The organism is Oceanobacillus zhaokaii (assembly GCF_003352005.1).
Lineage (GTDB): Bacteria > Bacillota > Bacilli > Bacillales > Amphibacillaceae > Oceanobacillus > Oceanobacillus zhaokaii.
Genome location: NZ_CP024848.1, coordinates 2,141,514 through 2,160,646 on the forward strand (window position 1 = coordinate 2,141,514; position 19,133 = coordinate 2,160,646).

A 19,133-nucleotide genomic window follows, 5' to 3' on the forward strand; every position below is an offset into this window, starting at 1 on the left:
TCAAATTATTGTGGTAATGTATGGATTACTTTCTTAATAAATTGCAGAAAGTCTTCTCTGACTTTATTTGTTGTATCAATTACTTCTGTATGTGTTAATGGCTGTTCTAAAATTCCAGCAGCCATATTAGAAATACATGAAATTCCTAGAACACGGATTTTAGCATGATTAGCGACAATGACCTCGGGAACGGTAGACATACCAACTGCATCTCCACCTAAAATTCGTAGCATCCTTATTTCTGCAGGTGTTTCATATGATGGACCAGTATTCCCTACATAGACACCTTTTCGGATTGTTAAATTAAGCTCTTTCGCACATTGTTCTGCATGCTCAATATATGATTGATCATAGCATCTAGACATGTCAGGGAATCTATCACCAAGCCGGTCATCATTTTTTCCGATCAATGGATTTGTCCCCATATTATTTAGATGATCGGTAATTAGCATTAAATCACCAGGATTAAAGTTTGTGTTGATTCCCCCAGCAGCGTTCGTAACGATAAGTGATTCAATGCCTAATTGTTTCATTACGCGAACTGGGAAGGTTACTTGTTCCATTGTGTAGCCTTCATAATAATGAAATCTTCCTTGCATCGCGATTACTTGTTTGCCTTCTAATGAACCAATAACCAGTTGCCCTTTATGGCCCGCAACTGTTGATTCAGGAAAATGAGGAATATCCTTATATTCAATTGTAACTGGATTCTCAATCTGATCAGCAAGCACACCTAAACCAGAGCCCAAAATTAATCCAATTGTTGGTTTACTGGTATTTTTATTCTCAATATAATTACTTGCCTCTTTAATTTTAGCTTGGTTCATATTTCATTCTCCCTTACTTAATATCTGATAAAAAGCTAGTACCATATGCTGGCATTTTCACTTCAAAATTATCTGCAATTGTTGCGCCAATATCTGCAAATGTGTCTCTTATTGGCAGTTCCTTACCTTCAGTAATTTGTTTATGGTGGACTAGCAAAGGCACATATTCACGTGTATGATCTGTTCCGTGGTAGGTTGGGTCATTTCCGTGATCGGCGGTTATAATTAATAAGTCATCTTCGTTGAGTAAAGGAAATACTTCAGAAAGCCTACTATCAAATTCCTCTAATGCTTTTCCGTAGCCTTCTGGATCCCGGCGATGACCATACTTCGCATCAAAGTCGACTAAATTTAAGAAACTAATCCCAGTAAAGTCCTGTTTAAGTGATGCAATCAGCTTCGTCATACCATCGTCATTATCAACAGTGCGTACAGCTTCCGTAATACCTTCACCATCATAGATATCCGAGATTTTACCTAAAGCAATTACATCGTATTGATTATCCTTTAATTCATTCATCACAGTATGGCCAAATGGTTTCAGCGCATAGTCATGCCGGTTAGACGTCCTTTCAAATGCACCAGGTTTACCAATAAATGGACGAGCTATTATTCGACCAACTTTATATTTCTCATCCAATGTTAATTCCCTTGCAATTTCACAGATGCGATACTGTTCTTCAATTGGAATGATGTCTTCATGTGCAGCAATTTGCAAGACAGGGTCTGCTGATGTATAGACAATCAATGCTCCTGTATTGATATGCTCTTCACCAAGTTCTTCAATAATTGCTGTTCCAGATGCAGGTTTATTTCCAATAACCTTCCTACCTGTTTTCTCTTCTAATTCTTGAATGAGCTCAGGGGGAAATCCATCTGGAAAAGTTTGGAATGGTTCCTGAATATTTAATCCCATAATTTCCCAGTGACCCGTCATTGTATCTTTTCCATTCGAAGCTTCTTGCATTTTTGTGAAATGTGCTTTAGGTGACGGTGCGCTGTCAATCCCTTTAATCTTTTTTATATTGCTTAAGCCAAGCATGCTCATATTTGGCATATGTAAACCATCCATTCGTTCGGCAATATGTCCTATAGTATCCGAACCAACATCATTAAATTTAGCAGCATCTGGTGCTTCGCCAATTCCTACTGAGTCCATGACAACTAAAAATACACGTTTAAATTTTTTCATATAATAACCCTCCTACCTATATCTTCCCATAATCGCGTGAATCTATGTTTAAAATTATTAATATTACGCGCGAGGGTGAAATGCTTTATACATATCTTTTAATCTAGCTTTTGAAACATGGGTGTAAATTTGTGTTGTTGAAATATCAACATGTCCGAGTAATTCTTGGACGACTCTTAAATCTGCACCGTTTTCTAATAAATGTGTTGCAAAGGAATGACGTAACGTATGCGGAGTTATCGTCTTTTCAATTCCAGCTTCCTTTGTAACTTTTTTAAGTATTTTCCAAAATCCTTGACGAGATAATGGTCTTCCATGCTGATTCAAAAATAAAATCGTTTCCTTTTTTTGTTTCAGGATTTGTCCCCTTGCATACTGCAGGTAATGGTCAACGGCTTTTATTGCGACATCCCCAATTGGTACAATCCTTTCCTTCGATCCTTTTCCATAACATTGGACAAAGCCCATTGATAGGTGCAAATCGCTTACCTTTAGGGTAATCAGTTCAGATACACGCAATCCAGTTGCATAAAGTAATTCTAACATTGCTTTATTGCGTATTCCAAGTAACGACTGATCATTCACTGTGAGAATCGCTTCAATTTCTTCCTGCGATAGTATATCCGGTAGTTTTCTTTCCTTTTTTGGTGTTTCTATATGTAAACTTGCATCTTGTGTGACAAGTTGCTCACGAATCAAAAACTGATGGAATGATCGTATTGAAGAAACATGACGAGAAATGGTTGATGTTGACTTACCATTATCTTTCAGCATATAGAGATAGCCAATAATATCATTTCTCGCTATAGAATTCCAGTCTGATTTCCCGCAAGATTTCTCAACATACTGCATATAATCATCTAAATCTCGTTTATACGATGTTATCGTATTATCGGACAACCCTCTTTCAATTTGTAAAAAGTGAAAATAATCTTCTTTTGCATCTTTTAACATTTGTCCTACTCTCCTAATCGAAAAAATAAGTCCAATCGATCGATTAACGTCTGTTCTGTATTAAATACTTTAACAGATGGTCCTTCTGGTGGATCATAGCGATGATAGTTGTCATATTCCGCTGACAGCATTCGCAATCCAAAATAAAATAAACACGTACAGGCAATGAATATGATAAATACCTTAATTGAGTCCCACACTAATCGCTTCATATGGCAAGTCTCCCCTTATAAAATAGTATCCTATTTTAAGATATGCCAAAAAAGATGAACAATATACATCTGGTTTAATAGAATAATAAAATATGGTTATCATATAAGGGATTACTCCATAGTATTTGTATTTCCTAAAATCAAAAAGCCTCTTCCTTATCGGAAAAAGGCATACCTGGAAACTCTTATTGCGTTGCTTTTACAGGCGTTAATTGACATTGTTTACAAATTCCATGAAAGGTAAGGCGATGGTCCTGCACCTGAAAACCCCATTCACTTTGTACGATTTTTTCTACATCTTCTAGTAAATCATTAACAATCTCTTCAACAGAGCCACATTCAATACATACTAAGTGATGATGGAAATGTTTTGCCCCTTCTTTTCTTAAATCATAGCGAGAAACGCCGTCACCAAAATTTATTTTGTCTACAATTTTTAGTTCATACAGTAATTCCAGTGTTCGATACACAGTCGCTAACCCAATTTCAGGTGATTTTTCTTTTACGAGTAAATATACATCTTCAGCACTCAGATGATCTTCCTCGCGCTCTAGTAACACTCGTAATGTAGCTTCTCTTTGTGGAGTTAGTTTATAGCTCTCTGAATGGAGCTGTTTTTTTATGCGCTCTATCCGATGTTCCATAGTAGGTCGCCTCCTCATATCCTTCTTTATTATATGCACCTATGAAACACGTGTCAAAAAATATATATAGTTAGTTTGTATTTATAATAATTATAATATAAGTTTGATTATTAGTAAAATGATTTAATTAATGTTTCCATTGCTGCATTAGAGACGAAAGCCTCCACCAATGCTGCGACAAAAGAAGCGAGAATAAGCAATGTAAAGATAACCATGTAACGGCTAAACGGCTGAAATATTGTTTGCGAGTTGCGCCTTGAAAATAATTTATTAAGCAACGTTAATGAGAAAATCATTGATAGTGTACCTGCAATTATATATATTGGGATAATCAATATATTTTGCGGTGCAATTGACAATGCGGCAAGAAATAATCCTTTCATGCCAAGCTGATTAACAATAAAACCAACAGAGAAACCGATGACAAGACCCTTTATATATAATAGAATCCAAACAATTGGCAAGCCTACAACTGATAATCCTAGAATAAATAATAACAATAAATATTTAATATGATAGAAAAAGCTTTGTTTTAATATCGTTGTATGATCAATCGATTGTTCGTTAACGATCTCACCAAAAAAACGCTCCAAATAAAAAAATAAATCCTGTTTCTGAACAAAATTCATGCTATTAACGATAATTGCCCCAAAAATTATCCCTGTTAAAAATAAAATCGTCATAAAAAGATAAATAATGGCATTATCTTTTACATGGTTTAATAGTAAAGTTCGATTATTGTTCATCGGAATCCTCCATTCAAGAAATAACACTATAGTTAAAACTATGAAGAATTCCGTGTAATAATACTAAAAATCTATTTTTATTTGCTAAAAAAAGTATTAACTATGAGATAGTGCCGTATTTCCCGCCACCGCCAGCATTTATTTTCAACTTTCCTTCTCTCATATCAATAATAGAGCGTGCTAGTTTTTCAGAAACTACCTCGGCTAGTTGCTCATAAGTGGCGTAATGAATCACATTCATTTCAGTGTCAAAGCGTTCTAATAATTTCTTAAAAGTCTTAGGCCCTAATTTAGGTAAATATTCAAGTGGAACTTGATATAAATAATTCGGACGCTCATTCACTTTTAGGTCAGTATCCTTTAATTCCAGAATCCGATCAAACACGCCCTTAATTATTTTCGTTGATCCGCAATTAGGACATTCTGTAGTTTTTAAAGCTACCTGTTTCAGGCAATTATTACAAACAGTCTGGTGGTACTTGCCAAGAAGAGGATTCATTCCATAATTTTGTTTAACCCCTCTACCATCTACTTTATGTAATGCGAGATTAAATTCCTTAAAAGAAGGCTCTTCCATATTTATCTCTTGGTATTCCCTGGCAATTTTTGCTAATGAATGCGCGTCTGAATTCGTGACAAATGTGTAATCATGAAGCTCACTTATCTGATCAGCCATTTGTGTATCGGAGCTTAGCCCAAGTTCTACTCCATCGATTAAATCAGGGTCAAACACTTCTAGCAGAGAACTTGTTACACCTCGTCCATATAAACTTTTAAACGGTGTAAAAATATGTGCAGGAATAAAAATACCATCCAATTCCTTCACCTTATATTGGAGTTCTCTTGCAGTGCCATAATAACGTTGTGAGCTGAGTGTAATATTTTTCATCCTTGTAGTTAGCCATTCTGAAAAGTACGCTATTTTAGCTAACGTTGGAAAATAGCAGAGAACATGGATTGGCCCTTTACAATTTTCATCATAAATTTCGACCTCAGACCCTAGCAATAGGGTTACTTGCTCAAAACGGATACCGCCATCCTTTAACTCATAGGCTTTTTTTTGCTCAATTAACCGGATAATTTCTTGTTGAACAGCTGGGGCATGGCAATCAATAATACCTATCAAATCGATCCCTTTATACCTGCTTGATTCAACAAGGATATTAGTTAAAGTTAAAGTCTTTGAGGCAGTAATTTTTACAGGCTTGTTATACATATCGCGACCAATATGGATATGCATATCGGCAAAATATGAATTCAATTAATTACCTTCTTTCTAGTGCATGTAAATAAAGTATTGCATAATTTGTTTTTGCATCTTGAATGCGGCCATCCTCGACATACTGTTTTGCTTCATCCAATGTTAATTCAATAATTTCCACAAACTCATCTTCATCTCCAGCAACTTGCTTTGACAATTTTTCAATTGTATCGGTTATATAAATCGTTATTATTTCATCCGCAAAACCTGGAGAAGTATAGAAGGAAGTTACGAAGGATAACGCTTTTGTAGTATACCCAGTTTCTTCTTCTAATTCTCTTATCGCAGCTGTTTCGGGGTCTTCTCCTTCTTCTAATTTACCAGCTGGTATTTCTACAAGTGATTTTTCCAAGGGCTTACGATATTGTTCAACAAACACTATTTTATTGTCTTTTGTAATAGGAATTACCGCCACAGCACCAGGATGTTTAATAATTTCGCGAGTTGATGTTTCCCCATTTGGTAAGCTAACATCATCAACCTGCAATTTTATAATTTTCCCTGTAAAAATTTGTTCACTTTTAATTGTTTTCTCTTCAAATTTTTTCATATGTATACCTCCAGTTATAATGTGTAATATTTTTCCAAATTGATTTTATGAAAGGAGCAGGAGGGTTAATCCTAGGATCAACCCTCCTACTTAAAATCAGTATCAATAATGCTATTTGTTGCAATGAAAGCATTTAGCATCCCTTCAGGACTGGATAGTTTAAAAGTTCCGTTTTTATAGTCCAATTTCATTGATTTAGTAAAGAAAACGGCTTGTTGTTCAGAAATGTAGGTTGAAAAACTACCATTATCCACCTTTTGATAATGGGCTTTTATATCATCAATTAATCGGAAAGTTGGCAAACCATTCACTCCACATCCGCAATCGATTGTATCGTACCAAAGTAATATTGATTCGTGATTATCTGTGTTCATCTCTTTAATTACGTCTTCCGCTTCTTTAGTAATCGTTAATTCCATGGAAATACCTCCTCATTGAAACTATATCTACTTTATTATACACTTTTAGAGCGAATAGCTAAACAAATTGAGATTTAGCGAACGATTTATATATTTTAGATTTGTGATGCATATATGAATGTGAGTCCCACAAAGATTAAATGCATCCATTTCGGGCAATATTGTATTAGATTGATAGAAATACTACTAAATTTGATATAATAGAAAGAGGCCATACCTTAAAGATGATTGCTAATCAAGGAATCGATGAATACAGTTAATATTAGATATAAAGAGTGAACTAACAACGATGAGCTAATGTTCTTTGGCCAGTCGCTCCGAAAATACACTTTGCTTTCCGCGGGAGCCTAGTTCGCAGTTTATATATATAGCAATAATAAAGTGGAATAAAATGAAGCAAGTATTTACTGTTGGAGGATGAACAATGGAGTTAACTTTTCTTGGCACAGGTGCAGGTCTTCCTTCTAAGGAAAGAAATGTATCGGCAATTGCCTTATCTTTATTACAAGAAATTAATCATATATGGTTATTTGATTGCGGGGAAGCAACACAGCATCAAATATTAAGAACATCCATTAAACCGAGAAAGATAAACAAAATTTTTATCACACATCTGCATGGTGACCATATTTTCGGTCTGCCTGGGCTATTAAGCAGTCGTTCATTTCAAGGTGGTGACGATTTACTCACCGTTTATGGTCCTGCTGGGATTAAAGAATATATTGAAACGAGTTTACGTCTTAGCAGTTCACATTTGGCGTATCCCCTTTCGATAGTAGAGATAGACGATGGCATAATAATCGAAGAAGAATATTTTCAAGTATTTGCAAAAAAACTTGATCATGTAATACCAAGCTATGGCTTTCGTATCATTGAAAAAGACAAAATTGGTGAGCTACTTGTCCAAAAATTAAAGGATATCGGCATCATGCCAGGCCCAATCTATAAACAAATAAAAGAAAATGATATGATTCAAACAGAGGATGGTAAAATTATAGAACAGAAGGATTTTATCGGGCCATCTAAAAAAGGCAGAGTAGTTAGTATCTTAGGTGATACGCGTTATCAGGAAGAACATCGCGATTTTATAGAAAATTCGGATGTACTTGTTCATGAAGCAACATTTGAAAAAGATAAGACCGATATGGCAACTGATTACTATCATTCGACTACAACTCAAGCTGCGAGCCTTGCTAAGATGGGCAAGGTATCACAGCTAATCTTAACCCATATCTCTTCACGTTATCAAAATGAAGATTCACAGCAACTTCTGAATGAAGCATGCGAAATTTTTCCGAATACTAGCATCGCAACTGATTTTTATCAAATTCCTGTTGAACATAAAGCATAGAGGAGAGATTTCATTGGATCAGACTAAAGAGATATTCACAGATCAGCAAGCATATTTCTTAAATGGAAATACAGTTGATTATGAATTCCGTAAAAAGCAATTAGAAAATTTAAAGCAAATGTTAAAAGACAATGAAACGAAAATATATTTAGCATTGAAAATGGATTTAAATAAGTCGAAGCATGAAGCATTTACAACAGAATTGGGCTTCCTTTACACAGAAATTGATTTCGCAATAAAGAATTTAAGGTATTGGATGGCTCCTGATAAAGTATCTTCACCATTAACGCATAAAGGATCAAAGAGTTACATAATAAAAGAACCATATGGTGTAGCCCTTGTTATCTCTCCTTGGAATTATCCGTTACAACTAGCGATTGCACCTGTAATTAGTGCCATCGCTGCCGGTAATTGCGTAATATTGAAACCATCGGAACTAGCAAAATCAACTTCGTACTTACTGGCAGAAATAGTAAAATCTTATTTTGACAGTTCTTTCTTCACGGTAATCGAAGGTGGTAAAGAAAAAACTGCAGAATTGTTAACATATCCCTTTGATTATATTTTCTTTACTGGAAGTAAAAGTGTTGGAAAAATAGTCATGAAGGCCGCTAGCAATCATTTAACACCCGTGACGTTAGAATTAGGTGGAAAGAGCCCTGCAATTGTTGATCAAGATGCAAATATTAACATAGCAGCGAAACGAATTGTTTGGGGAAAATTTACAAATGCAGGACAAACCTGTGTCGCTCCAGATTACGTCATTGTCCATGAAAAAGTGAAGTTCAGGCTTTTAAAAGCAATGATTAAACAAATTAAATCTCTATATGGCAAGGACCCTCTAAAAAACAAGGACTATACTCGAATTATTAACACCAAGCATTTTGAACGGCTTGAAAAGTTCTTAAATGACGAAAACATTGTTCATGGTGGAAATGTTAATAAAGAAGAATTAATCATTGAACCAACGATTTTAGATAAAGTAACGTGGAATGATGAAGTGATGAAGGATGAAATTTTTGGTCCTATTCTGCCAATTGTAATGTTTACCAACCTAGATGAAGCCCTGTTCAAAATAAAAAGTGGTGATAAACCACTGGCACTCTATTACTTTGGTGAGGATGACAAGATTCAGCAACAAGTGGTTGAATATTTATCATTTGGTGGCGGATCGATTAATGATACTCTATATCATTTAGCAAACCCACATCTTCCATTTGGGGGAGTCGGTGCAAGTGGAATGGGATCTTATCATGGTAAATTTGGTTTTGACACATTTTCTCATAATAAAAGCATCTTAAAACAAACAACGAAATTCGATGTACCTTTCCGATATCCTGGTGGAAAAATCAGTGAATCGATTGTTCAAAAATTCATGAAATAAATAGAAATAGAAGCATACATGATATTGATTATTTGTGTAAGCTTCTATTTTCTATAGTCGTCTAAGAAATCTTTTTGAAAGCTAGTTCGGGGCTGTATATCTTCTTTTTTATCTGCTGCTTTCCATTGTTTAAACGGATTTTCCCCGTATTTTTCAGTCAAACTCTCTATCGTACTATATAAATTTTCTTTAAGTGCGACTTTTTCATACGTGAATAGATCCAGTTGTTGACCAATATTTCTCTTTTCCTCTACATCCTGAACGGTTATTCCAAGCAATCGCACTGGCTCGCCATTCCAATGTTTCTGAAATAATTCATCCGCCAGTTGATAAATATCTTCTTTTAATTCAATAAAAGATTGCAGTTTTTTACTTCGTGTAATCGTACTTCGATCGTCATAACGAATCATAATTTGGATACTTTTCCCGGCAGCATCCTTTCGCTTCATTCTTCGCTCCACATTTTTTGCTAACAGCTTCAATAGTCTCTGGATGACAGTCAAATCTGTTGTATCCTCAGGCATCGTTTGTGAACTGCCGATGCTTTTAAAATCATAAATAGCATCGGGATCTACTGGCCTCGTGTCTATCCCATTCGCACGATTTTTTAATCGCTCGCCATTTATTCCTAATAATTGTTTTAATTGGTAAGAGTCCTTCTTTGCAAGTTCACCAATCGTATGAATATCGATTGTATTTAATTTCTTTGCTGTTTTTTCTCCGACACCATACATTTCTTCTACCTTTAATGGCCAAAGGGTTTTTGGCAATTCTCTTTTTCTTAAAACAGTGATACCTAAAGGCTTCTTCATATCAGATGCCATTTTTGCTAAGAATTTATTAGGAGCGATACCAATACTGCACGGGATATCAAGCTCATTTAATATTCGTTGCTGTAAGTTTATTGCAAGCTCTATCGGTGTTCCGTCCATATTACTCGATGTTACATCCATGTAACCTTCATCTATTGAGACTGGTTGTACGTAGGGCGTTATTTCGGAAAGTATTTTGAATATTGCCCTCGAGGCCTCTCGGTACCTGTCAAAATTAGGGCGCATTACAATTAGTTCTGGACAAAGCTTTTTCGCCTGCCAGATATTCATGGTCGTCTTTACTCCCTTTGCCCTTGCCTCATAACTACTTGTTACAATTATCCCTTTTCTTTCCTCAGGGTTGCCTGCGATGGCTAATGGTTTTCCTTTAAGCTTAGGGTTGTATGCCATTTCTACAGATGCATAGAAACAATTCATATCAATATGGAAAATTACCCGGCCTTTTTTCGAATTTGGTTGAATCATCATCAATCGTCCTCTATAAAAATTGTACTTAGGTATATTTGCTTAACGAATCAATCATAGCTAGTAATATTGGATAAAATTGAGGTTATCTTTATTCATAGCGCTTTAATATGTAATGTAACATACTATCTCAATCCGCCAATGAATAACCCCTCTCTGCTAATTTCGCTTGAGGGGCTAGTAAATTATTTAAGTTCGTTAGCTGCCACTTCTTTAATTATCGCAACGACTAACTCTGTTACTTTCACAAGATCATCTACAGCAATTCGTTCGTTTGTTGTATGGATTTCTTCATATCCTACTGCTAAATTAACAGTAGGTATACCGAATCCAGCAATAACGTTGGCATCACTGCCTCCACCACTTTTAATCAGCTTGCTTTCTCTTCCAATTGCCCTTGCAGCACTTCTAGCTACTTCAACAACTTGATCTCCAGCCTTTTGGTTAAAGCCAGGATACATGACCTGGATATTAACGATTGCTTCCCCACCTAATGATTTAGCTGTTGTCTCAAATGCATCCTTCATTTTAGCAACCTGTGCTTCCATTTTTTCAGTCACTAATGACCTTGCTTCAGCTAGTATTTCCACATGATCTGCAACAATATTTGTTTGTTTTCCACCTTCAAAACGACCGATATTGGCAGTGGTTTCTTCATCAATTCTACCAAGTGGCATCTTCGAAATTGCTTTAGCAGCAACTGTAATTGCAGAAATGCCTTTTTCCGGTGCTAGACCTGCATGGGCTGTTTTTCCTTTAATGATTGTATGAACTTTTGCTTGAGTGGGAGCAGCAACTACAATATCTCCTACTTCCCCATCACTATCTAATGCATAGCCATATTTTGCATGGATTAATGAGCGATCTAGAGCCTTCGCACCTACTAGTCCTGATTCTTCTCCGGCAGTAATAATAAATTGAATATCACCGTGCTCTACATTATTTTCCTTGATTAATTTTAAAGCCTCAAAAATTGCTGCAAGACCCGCTTTATCATCAGCCCCAAGAATCGTCGTTCCGTCTGAAGTAATTATTCCATCTTTTACCTGCGGCTTAATATTTTGACCTGGTACAACTGTATCCATATGAGATGTAAAGTAAATTGGATCGATGTCTTTTTTATTACCTTTAAGGGTGCATATTAAATTATTTGCACCATGACCTGTGACTTTCTTACTGTCATCCTCGACTACCTCAATACCTAAATCTGTAAATTTCTTTGTTAATACTTGTGCAATTTCTGCTTCGTTTGTTGTTTCCGAATTAACCTTCACCAATTCGATAAATTCATCTACTAGTCTTTCTTGATTCACTATTGTCATTACTTAAAACCTCCTACACCTATAGATTACTACATTTTTCTCAAATATTACAATAGGAACTATTCGAAACATATTTCAAAGCATCCCTAGTCTTATCTAATAACACCAAATTATAAAGTTTCCCACAAACGGATTATTATTATGAATAATACTTGTCCAACGCAGATTTTCAAGTTAAAATGAAAATAGAAATGTAGAGAAGAGGAGGGGTATTTTTGGCTACAAAACAAAATGCTCAACAACTACCTAGAAAGAAATCTAAACGTGAAAAAAGACAAAAACTAGTCGTATATATTATGATTATTGCTATGTTAATATCCACTATAACAGCTGGATTAGCATATTTTATTTATTATTAAATGGGGAAAGACTGGATAATTTAATCCAGTCTTTTTTGGGTAAATAAGACAGTCTAACGGATTTCTTAACAAATATTGCAACAATGGCTGTCTCCAATTGCTAACCAAGTTAATCTTAAGAATCCTGTTTTCTACTCTCTTTTTGGCGCTTCACTAATTTAACATCTGATTTTTTATATTTTTGTTTAATCTTCAAATAATCTTCCGCCTCATGCAATAATTGAAACAGATTAGATCTAGTTTCAAACTCATCTCTTGTAGTTGGCAACCCTTCCTGATAAAAAGATTTCTTAAGGTCTTTAAGCTCATTTAGGAAGATAACCGCCGTGTTTTCTGGATAGACATTCTTTGAAAGCCGCTCAAAGTAATCGGCAATTATATCTGATAGTGAATCCGTACTTTTTAATTGAGATGCTATCGTAAGCATTGCTTTTAGATGTTCAAGTTGACGATTGCGCATTCGAAAGTAATCTCGATATGGATGTTTGTTTCTTAATAAGTGGTTCTCTAAGTCTCTTTCAACCAAGTTCGTTGCCTTACTCAAAATTTCCTCGCTTTCAAGAATCTCTTTTCCATCCCACGCTTCTTCATTTTTCCTTATATATACAGATATTTGGTAAAGTACATCCTGAAAATTATCCTCTAATTTCTTTTGTTTCGTTTCGAAAATTCTATCTAAACTAGGCATATACAAGTTTAATAAAAATGCAGTACCAATCCCAATAATAATGAGCAGGAATTGTTCAATTAAAAAGGAAGCAGGGTTACTAGAAGCACTATAAAGGTTCAGGATAATCACGGAGCTTGTTGTAATACCTGAAGTAATATTTAAGAATACTGCTGTGGGGATAAAAACAATTAGCATAATCCCTAATGCAACAGGATTATATCCTAATAATTCAAAGAAAAAGAAGGAATAAATACTTGCAATCACGCATGCTAAAAACCGATCCCATGCTGTAACAAACGAACGTTTTCTTGACGGCTGGATACAAAGAATAGTTAATATTCCAGCGGATACAAAGTTTGTTAATCCTATTAATTGAGCAATCGATACTGCTATTGGTGTCCCTATTGCAGTTTTTATCGTTCGATAGCCAATTTTCACAGTAATTTCTCCTCGTAAATTTATTCAGGAACCATACAATTATAGAAAGATCATTAATGAATTTTTGTTCTTAAAAAGACTGACCCACTAGTAAAGAGTCAGCCTCCTATTCGATCATTTTTATAATCTATCTTTACACTTCTTCACAATATTCATCAAATAATTGCTGTAATTTACCTGTTACTTCAATTGGGCTATATCCTTCAATATCATGACGTTCAATCATTTTAACAATTTTTCCATCTTTTAATAATGCAAATGAAGGAGAGGATGGAGCATATCCTTCGAAATATTCGCGTGCTTTTTCTGTTGCTTCCCGGTCCTGACCTGCAAAAACTGTAACTAAATGGTCTGGACGTTTGTCAAAATGAATAGAATTTGCTGCTGCTGGACGGGCAACGCCACCTGCACACCCACAAGTTGAATTTACCATCACTAAAGTCGTTCCTTCCCTTGAAAAAGCTACATCTACTTCTTCAGGTGCTTTTAATTCTTCGTAACCCGCTTCAACGATATCCTTACGTGCTGCGTCAACAACATCATTCATAAATAAATTAAAATCCAACTTAATCATTCCTTTCAATATTACATATTTTTAAATGCTAACCTTAGATTAACAAGATAAATCACTATTATCAATTTATATAACTCAACAGCTCAACTATTCTATTTAATACACATTTGTAGTCGTTTCATTCATATTCTCAAGAATTTCCTTTACTCGGGCCAGGAATTTACCACAAACCAAACCATCAAGAATCCGGTGGTCTAATGATAAGGATAAATTAACCATATCTCGTGCTGCAAACATGTCATTAATGATTACAGGTCGTTTAACAATCGATTCTACTTGTAAGATTGCTGCCTGCGGGTAATTAATAACCCCCATTGAATGTATTGAGCCAAAAGTTCCAGTATTATTCACTGTAAAAGTTCCGTTCTTCATATCATCTGATGTTAACTTTCCTGTTCTTGCTTTATTTGCAAGTTCAGTAATATCCTTAGCAATTCCTTTAATACTCTTCTCATCCGCATTTTTGATTACAGGGACAAATAGCTCTTGGTCATTGGCAACCGCTATTGACAAGTTAATATCTTTCTTTTGAATAATTTTATCACCTGCCCACTGGCTGTTTAATTGAGGGTATTCCTTCAATCCTTGGGCCACTGCTTTTACAAAGAAAGCAAAAAACGTTAAGTTAAAACCTTCTTGTTGTTTGAAGGATTGCTTAAGCATGTTTCGGTATTTTACTAAGTCAGTGACATCTACTTCTACTGTCATCCAAGCATGTGGGATTTCTTGTTTGGATCTCACCATGTTTTGTGCAATAACTTTTCGAACACCCTGAACAGGTATTTCAATATCACCCTGATTTATGTCAGGAATAATCGTGTCATGTTGTTCCGATTTTGCAGGTGCTTTATCAACGATGTTAGTCGATGCTGTTTCTGCTGGTGCCGCACTTATTACTTTCTCAATATCCTTACGAGTAATTCTACCGCCGCGTCCAGTGCCATTAACTGTTAATAAATCAATGTTATTTTCTTGTGCCAATCGTAATACTGCAGGTGAGTATCTTTTCTTCATTGATTGATTATCCATGGGTGCCGCTTCAGTCGACTCCACAACTTGTTCGTTTTTTTCCGTTGTAGACGGTTCCTCAACAATTACTTCTTGTGTTTCAATGTAACACATTAGATCACCTACAGCGATAGTATCGCCTTCAGCTGCTATTAACTCATGAATGATTCCAGAAAAAGAGGAAGGAACCTCCGCATTCACTTTATCAGTTAATACTTCCGCAATCGGATCATATTTATTTACTTTATCACCAGCCGCTACAAGCCAAGTGCTTACCGTTCCTTCTGTAACACTTTCACCTAACTGTGGCATCGTAATCTTTTCTTTTGCCATCTTTTATCCCTCCTTTGTTAGAATTCTGCTAATTCACGCATCGCTTTTTCTACCTTATCAGGATTAACCATGAAAAATTTCTCCATTGGCGGTGAATATGGCATAGCTGGAATGTCTGGGCCTGCTAATCGCATAATTGGTGCATCCAAATCAAACAGGCAGTTCTCTGCGATGATTGCCGCAACCTCTCCGATAATACTACCTTCTTTATTGTCCTCAGTTATTAATAATACTTTTCCAGTTTTCTTTGCGGCAGTGATAATTGCCTCTTGGTCTAAAGGGTAAACCGTTCTTAAATCTAAAATATGTGAATCAATACCTTCTTCGGCCAATTTTTCAGCAGCCTGAAGTGCGAAATGAATACAAAGACCATACGTGATAATTGTAATATCGGTTCCTTCTCGCTTTATATCAGCTTTACCTATTGGTATTACATAATCCTCTTCAGGTACATCTGCCTTTAATAGCCGATATGCACGCTTATGTTCAAAGAATAGTACAGGATCATTATCACGAATTGCTGCTTTTAGTAGCCCTTTGGCATCATATGGCGTGGATGGCATTACAATTTTTAAGCCTGGTTGATTGGCAAATATGGATTCTAATGATTGCGAATGGTATAATGCCCCATGAACACCACCACCATATGGGGCACGAATCGTAATTGGTGCATTCCAGTCATTATTTGAACGATAACGAATCTTTGCAGCCTCAGAAATGATTTGATTGACAGCCGGTAAAATAAAATCTGCGAATTGCATTTCTGCAACTGGGCGCATCCCGTACATCGCTGCACCAATTCCAACTCCAGCAATTGCTGATTCTGCTAATGGCGTGTCCAATACCCGTTCAGCTCCAAATTCCTCATATAATCCGTCGGTAGCTCTGAATACACCACCTTTTACACCAACGTCTTCACCTAAAATAAATACCTTTTCATCACGAAGCATTTCTTCTCTTAGTGCAGTTGTAATTGCTTGGATGTAGGACATAACAGTCATAAACATATCCCCTTTACATTTCGTATACGTGTTTTAATGCATCTTCCGGTGCTGCATATGGAGCATTTTCTGCATAGTCTGTTGCTTCATTGACAATATAATCAATTTCATAATTAATTTTTTCTTCTATTTCAGTCGTTAACACTTCAAGGTCCCTTAAATAAGACGCAAAAGTAATAATCGAATCTTTTTTCTTCGCCTCGTCAACTTCTACCTTCTCACGATACGTTCGATCATCATCATCACTTGAGTGTGCCGTAAATCGATAGGTAATTGCTTCTATTAATGACGGTCCATCTCCATTTATTGCCCGTTCTCTAGCTCGTTTTACAGCTTCATATACTGCTAATGGATCATTCCCATCAATAGTTTCTCCGAACATGCCATAACTTTTGGCTCGTATCGAGACGTTTTCGCTTGCAATTTGTTTCTCAAATGGCACAGATATTGCATATTTATTATTTTCAACCATCGTAATGACAGGTAATTTATGCACTCCAGCAAAGTTTAAACCTTCATGAAAATCGCCTTGATTCGACGAACCCTCGCCTAGGGTCACAAAGGAAACAATTTCTTTCTTCTCCATTTTCCCAGCTAAAGCAACACCAACCGCATGTGGTAGTTGTGTTGTAACAGGAGAGGATCCTGTTATGATTCTGTTTTTACGCTGACCAAAATGACCGGGCATTTGTCTTCCTCCCGAGTTCGGGTCCTCTGCCTTCGCGAATGCAGACAGCATCAAGTCTTTTGCAGTCATCCCGAACGCTAAAACTACGCCAAGGTCACGATAATATGGGGCAACATAATCGACTTGTCTATTTAATGCAAAAGATGCACCAACTTGTGCTGCTTCTTGTCCTTGACAAGAAATGACGAAGGGAATTTTTCCCGATCTGTTTAATAACCACATTCTCTCATCAATCTTTCTAGCGAGTAACATTGTTTTGTATATTTCCAGAACGTCTGCATCTGATAAACCGAGTGCATCATGTCGATTATTAGGCATGAAACATTCCTCCTTATTAATCAAGCTTCTTATTCAGTATTCAATATAATGATTTGCCTCTTAGGGTTTAAAAAGCAGTAATAATCATCGGAGTCGGTATTGACCCCAATGATTAACTTTTGCTTTATCCATGTATTTGTAATCCTTCAACTGCTAATGCAGCCTCGCCAATTACTTCTGATAGAGACGGATGAGGGTGGATTAATTGGGCAATTTCCCATGCCGTCGCGTCAAGTATTTTCGCAATTCCAGCTTCGGAAATCAACTCGGTAACGTGCGGTCCAACCATATGGACTCCTAATAAATCATCAGAGTTTTTATCTATAATGATTTTAACAAATCCTTCCGATTCACCATAAACAAGGGCCTTCCCAATTGCTTGAAATGGAAATTTCCCGATCTTTAATTCGAACCCTTTTTCAAGCGCTTCTTTCTCGGTAAAGCCTATACTTGCCACTTCTGGATTTGAGTAGATACATGTAGGAACGTTGTGATATTCAATAGGATAAGTTGTTTCACTTGCCATATGCTCAACCGCAATCATGCCTTCTCGTGAGGCAACATGGGCCAATTGCATTCCACCAATCACATCTCCGATTGCATATATGTGAGATTCCTTTGTCTGACAATATTTATTAGCTTGGATATATCCTTTTTCCATGACGATATCAGTATTTTCGATACCAATATTAGCAGTGTTTGCATCACGTCCGACAGAAACCAGCAGTTTCTCAGCTGTGAATGAATGAATCTCCTCATTCACTTCAGCATCTATTGTTACATGCCCTTCAGTGCGAATAGTCTCCGCTAAAACCTTGGCGCCCTTAATAAAAGTAACGCCTTTCTTTCTTAAAAGCTTTTCTACCTCCTTGGCAATGCTTTCATCCTCTGTAGGTAGTATGTGGTCCAAATATTCAAGTACTGTAACTTCTACTCCAAAATCGGCAAGCATTGAAGCCCATTCGATGCCAATAACACCAGCTCCTATAATAAGCATCGAAGAAGGTAATGTGTCCATCTCTAACGCTTCATCCGATGTTATCACATAGCTGCCATCAATTTCTAAGCCAGGTAGTGACTTTGGCCTTGAGCCTGTGGCAATCAATACATTTTTGGGGATAAGCATTGTATTCTCTTCCCCATTTTCATATTCAACAGAGATTGTTCCAGGCATTGGCGAAAATATACTTGGTCCCAAAATACGGCCGTATCCCTCATAAATATCAATCTTGCCTTTTTTCATGAGACTTAGTACACCTTGATGTAATTTACCAACGATTTCATTTTTTCTTTTTTGTACTTTCGAAAAATTTAATGTTGTATTTTTTGTTTCGACACCATAATCACTTGCTTCTTTTGTTTGTCTGAATACCTCTGCACTGCGGAGCAATGCTTTTGAAGGAATACAGCCACGATGTAGACATGTACCACCCAGTTTATCTTTTTCGACTATAGCCACTTGCATCCCTAATTGCACAGCTCGAATTGCAGCCACATAGCCCCCCGTACCTCCACCGAGTATAACTAAATCATAATCCTTCGCCATATGTTATGGACTCCTTTATTTAATATAGCAGTCACTTA

At 36.2% G+C, this 19,133-nt stretch carries 20 protein-coding genes; 3 read left to right on the forward strand and 17 right to left on the reverse strand.

Translation table 11 applies throughout. From position 1 onward, the window contains the following. Nucleotides 1-5 precede the first annotated feature (5 nt). The 9 genes from CUC15_RS10930 to CUC15_RS10970 form a co-directional block, all read right to left on the reverse strand. Nucleotides 6-827 (reverse strand): purine-nucleoside phosphorylase, encoded by an 822-nt coding sequence (locus tag CUC15_RS10930; RefSeq protein ID WP_114916687.1) that lies wholly within the window; start codon nt 825-827, stop codon nt 6-8. 13 nt (nt 828-840) lie between these two features. Beyond that, nucleotides 841-2,019, reverse strand: a complete 1,179-nt coding sequence (gene deoB, locus CUC15_RS10935; protein ID WP_114916688.1) for a phosphopentomutase — start codon at nt 2,017-2,019, stop codon at nt 841-843. Nucleotides 2,020-2,082: 63 nt separating this feature from the next. After that, nucleotides 2,083-2,973: a site-specific tyrosine recombinase XerD gene (gene xerD / locus CUC15_RS10940; RefSeq protein WP_114916689.1), complete on the reverse strand. Its 891-nt coding sequence runs from the start codon at nt 2,971-2,973 to the stop codon at nt 2,083-2,085. Between the two features lie 5 nt (nt 2,974-2,978). Beyond that, complete coding sequence (locus CUC15_RS10945; protein ID WP_114916690.1) at nt 2,979-3,185, reverse strand: YqzK family protein; 207 nt, start codon at nt 3,183-3,185, stop codon at nt 2,979-2,981. Nucleotides 3,186-3,370: 185 nt separating this feature from the next. Beyond that, the gene (fur, locus tag CUC15_RS10950) at nt 3,371-3,829 is read right to left on the reverse strand and encodes a ferric iron uptake transcriptional regulator (RefSeq protein ID WP_114916691.1); all 459 of its coding nucleotides are present in this window, start codon (nt 3,827-3,829) and stop codon (nt 3,371-3,373) included. A 110-nt stretch (nt 3,830-3,939) separates the two neighbouring features. Then, nucleotides 3,940-4,575: a stage II sporulation protein M gene (spoIIM, locus tag CUC15_RS10955; protein WP_114916692.1), complete on the reverse strand. Its 636-nt coding sequence runs from the start codon at nt 4,573-4,575 to the stop codon at nt 3,940-3,942. Between the two features lie 100 nt (nt 4,576-4,675). Beyond that, on the reverse strand, nt 4,676-5,836 hold the full coding sequence (locus CUC15_RS10960; RefSeq protein WP_242985834.1) for an endonuclease Q family protein: 1,161 nt from the start codon (nt 5,834-5,836) through the stop codon (nt 4,676-4,678). A 4-nt stretch (nt 5,837-5,840) separates the two neighbouring features. Next, the gene (locus CUC15_RS10965; RefSeq protein ID WP_114916693.1) at nt 5,841-6,386 is read right to left on the reverse strand and encodes an NUDIX hydrolase; all 546 of its coding nucleotides are present in this window, start codon (nt 6,384-6,386) and stop codon (nt 5,841-5,843) included. Between the two features lie 86 nt (nt 6,387-6,472). Continuing rightward, entirely contained in the window at nt 6,473-6,805 is a 333-nt protein-coding gene (locus CUC15_RS10970; RefSeq protein WP_114916694.1) for an iron-sulfur cluster biosynthesis family protein, read from the reverse strand. Between the two features lie 424 nt (nt 6,806-7,229). Between CUC15_RS10970 and rnz the strand changes: the two genes are divergently transcribed. After that, entirely contained in the window at nt 7,230-8,156 is a 927-nt protein-coding gene (gene rnz / locus CUC15_RS10975) for a ribonuclease Z (protein WP_114916695.1), read from the forward strand. 13 nt (nt 8,157-8,169) lie between these two features. Further along, nucleotides 8,170-9,540: an aldehyde dehydrogenase gene (locus CUC15_RS10980; RefSeq protein ID WP_242985835.1), complete on the forward strand. Its 1,371-nt coding sequence runs from the start codon at nt 8,170-8,172 to the stop codon at nt 9,538-9,540. Nucleotides 9,541-9,584: 44 nt separating this feature from the next. Here CUC15_RS10980 and CUC15_RS10985 read toward each other — a convergent pair whose 3' ends face one another. Both CUC15_RS10985 and CUC15_RS10990 read right to left on the reverse strand, forming a co-directional pair. Then, the gene (locus tag CUC15_RS10985) at nt 9,585-10,835 is read right to left on the reverse strand and encodes a DNA polymerase IV (RefSeq protein ID WP_114918440.1); all 1,251 of its coding nucleotides are present in this window, start codon (nt 10,833-10,835) and stop codon (nt 9,585-9,587) included. Nucleotides 10,836-11,023: 188 nt separating this feature from the next. Beyond that, nucleotides 11,024-12,154, reverse strand: a complete 1,131-nt coding sequence (locus CUC15_RS10990) for a M20/M25/M40 family metallo-hydrolase (protein ID WP_114918441.1) — start codon at nt 12,152-12,154, stop codon at nt 11,024-11,026. 221 nt (nt 12,155-12,375) lie between these two features. Here CUC15_RS10990 and prli42 point away from each other — a divergent pair, with 221 nt between their 5' ends. Further along, nucleotides 12,376-12,519, forward strand: a complete 144-nt coding sequence (prli42, locus tag CUC15_RS20085; RefSeq protein WP_162800303.1) for a stressosome-associated protein Prli42 — start codon at nt 12,376-12,378, stop codon at nt 12,517-12,519. Between the two features lie 115 nt (nt 12,520-12,634). On the opposite strand, the gene CUC15_RS10995 is transcribed toward prli42, so the two are convergent. From CUC15_RS10995 to lpdA, 6 genes are all read right to left on the reverse strand, one after another. Then, nucleotides 12,635-13,627, reverse strand: a complete 993-nt coding sequence (locus tag CUC15_RS10995; RefSeq protein ID WP_114916697.1) for an aromatic acid exporter family protein — start codon at nt 13,625-13,627, stop codon at nt 12,635-12,637. Between the two features lie 133 nt (nt 13,628-13,760). Beyond that, nucleotides 13,761-14,192, reverse strand: coding sequence for a BrxA/BrxB family bacilliredoxin (locus CUC15_RS11000; protein ID WP_114916698.1), 432 nt, complete (start codon nt 14,190-14,192; stop codon nt 13,761-13,763). A gap of 105 nt (nt 14,193-14,297) precedes the next feature. Further along, nucleotides 14,298-15,542, reverse strand: coding sequence for a dihydrolipoamide acetyltransferase family protein (locus CUC15_RS11005; RefSeq protein WP_114916699.1), 1,245 nt, complete (start codon nt 15,540-15,542; stop codon nt 14,298-14,300). A gap of 17 nt (nt 15,543-15,559) precedes the next feature. Beyond that, complete coding sequence (locus tag CUC15_RS11010) at nt 15,560-16,543, reverse strand: alpha-ketoacid dehydrogenase subunit beta (RefSeq protein WP_114916700.1); 984 nt, start codon at nt 16,541-16,543, stop codon at nt 15,560-15,562. 13 nt (nt 16,544-16,556) lie between these two features. Beyond that, a complete protein-coding gene (locus tag CUC15_RS11015; protein WP_114916701.1) occupies nt 16,557-17,549 on the reverse strand; it encodes a thiamine pyrophosphate-dependent dehydrogenase E1 component subunit alpha in 993 nt (330 codons plus the stop codon). Nucleotides 17,550-17,673: 124 nt separating this feature from the next. After that, nucleotides 17,674-19,095 carry a dihydrolipoyl dehydrogenase gene (gene lpdA, locus CUC15_RS11020; protein ID WP_114916702.1) on the reverse strand — a complete coding sequence of 474 codons (1,422 nt, stop codon included), beginning with the start codon at nt 19,093-19,095 and terminating at the stop codon, nt 17,674-17,676. Between the last annotated feature and the right edge of the window lie 38 nt (nt 19,096-19,133).

Coding starts and splice junctions, on each gene's coding strand:
- CUC15_RS10930 (WP_114916687.1), bottom strand. CDS start 827: ATGAACCAAGCTAAAATTAAAGAGGCAAGTAATTATATTGAGAATAAA.
- deoB (WP_114916688.1), bottom strand. CDS start 2,019: ATGAAAAAATTTAAACGTGTATTTTTAGTTGTCATGGACTCAGTAGGA.
- xerD (WP_114916689.1), bottom strand. CDS start 2,973: ATGTTAAAAGATGCAAAAGAAGATTATTTTCACTTTTTACAAATTGAA.
- CUC15_RS10945 (WP_114916690.1), bottom strand. CDS start 3,185: ATGAAGCGATTAGTGTGGGACTCAATTAAGGTATTTATCATATTCATT.
- fur (WP_114916691.1), bottom strand. CDS start 3,829: ATGGAACATCGGATAGAGCGCATAAAAAAACAGCTCCATTCAGAGAGC.
- spoIIM (WP_114916692.1), bottom strand. CDS start 4,575: ATGAACAATAATCGAACTTTACTATTAAACCATGTAAAAGATAATGCC.
- CUC15_RS10965 (WP_114916693.1), bottom strand. CDS start 6,386: ATGAAAAAATTTGAAGAGAAAACAATTAAAAGTGAACAAATTTTTACA.
- CUC15_RS10970 (WP_114916694.1), bottom strand. CDS start 6,805: ATGGAATTAACGATTACTAAAGAAGCGGAAGACGTAATTAAAGAGATG.
- rnz (WP_114916695.1), top strand. CDS start 7,230: ATGGAGTTAACTTTTCTTGGCACAGGTGCAGGTCTTCCTTCTAAGGAA.
- CUC15_RS11005 (WP_114916699.1), bottom strand. CDS start 15,542: ATGGCAAAAGAAAAGATTACGATGCCACAGTTAGGTGAAAGTGTTACA.
- CUC15_RS11010 (WP_114916700.1), bottom strand. CDS start 16,543: ATGACTGTTATGTCCTACATCCAAGCAATTACAACTGCACTAAGAGAA.
- CUC15_RS11015 (WP_114916701.1), bottom strand. CDS start 17,549: ATGCCTAATAATCGACATGATGCACTCGGTTTATCAGATGCAGACGTT.
- lpdA (WP_114916702.1), bottom strand. CDS start 19,095: ATGGCGAAGGATTATGATTTAGTTATACTCGGTGGAGGTACGGGGGGC.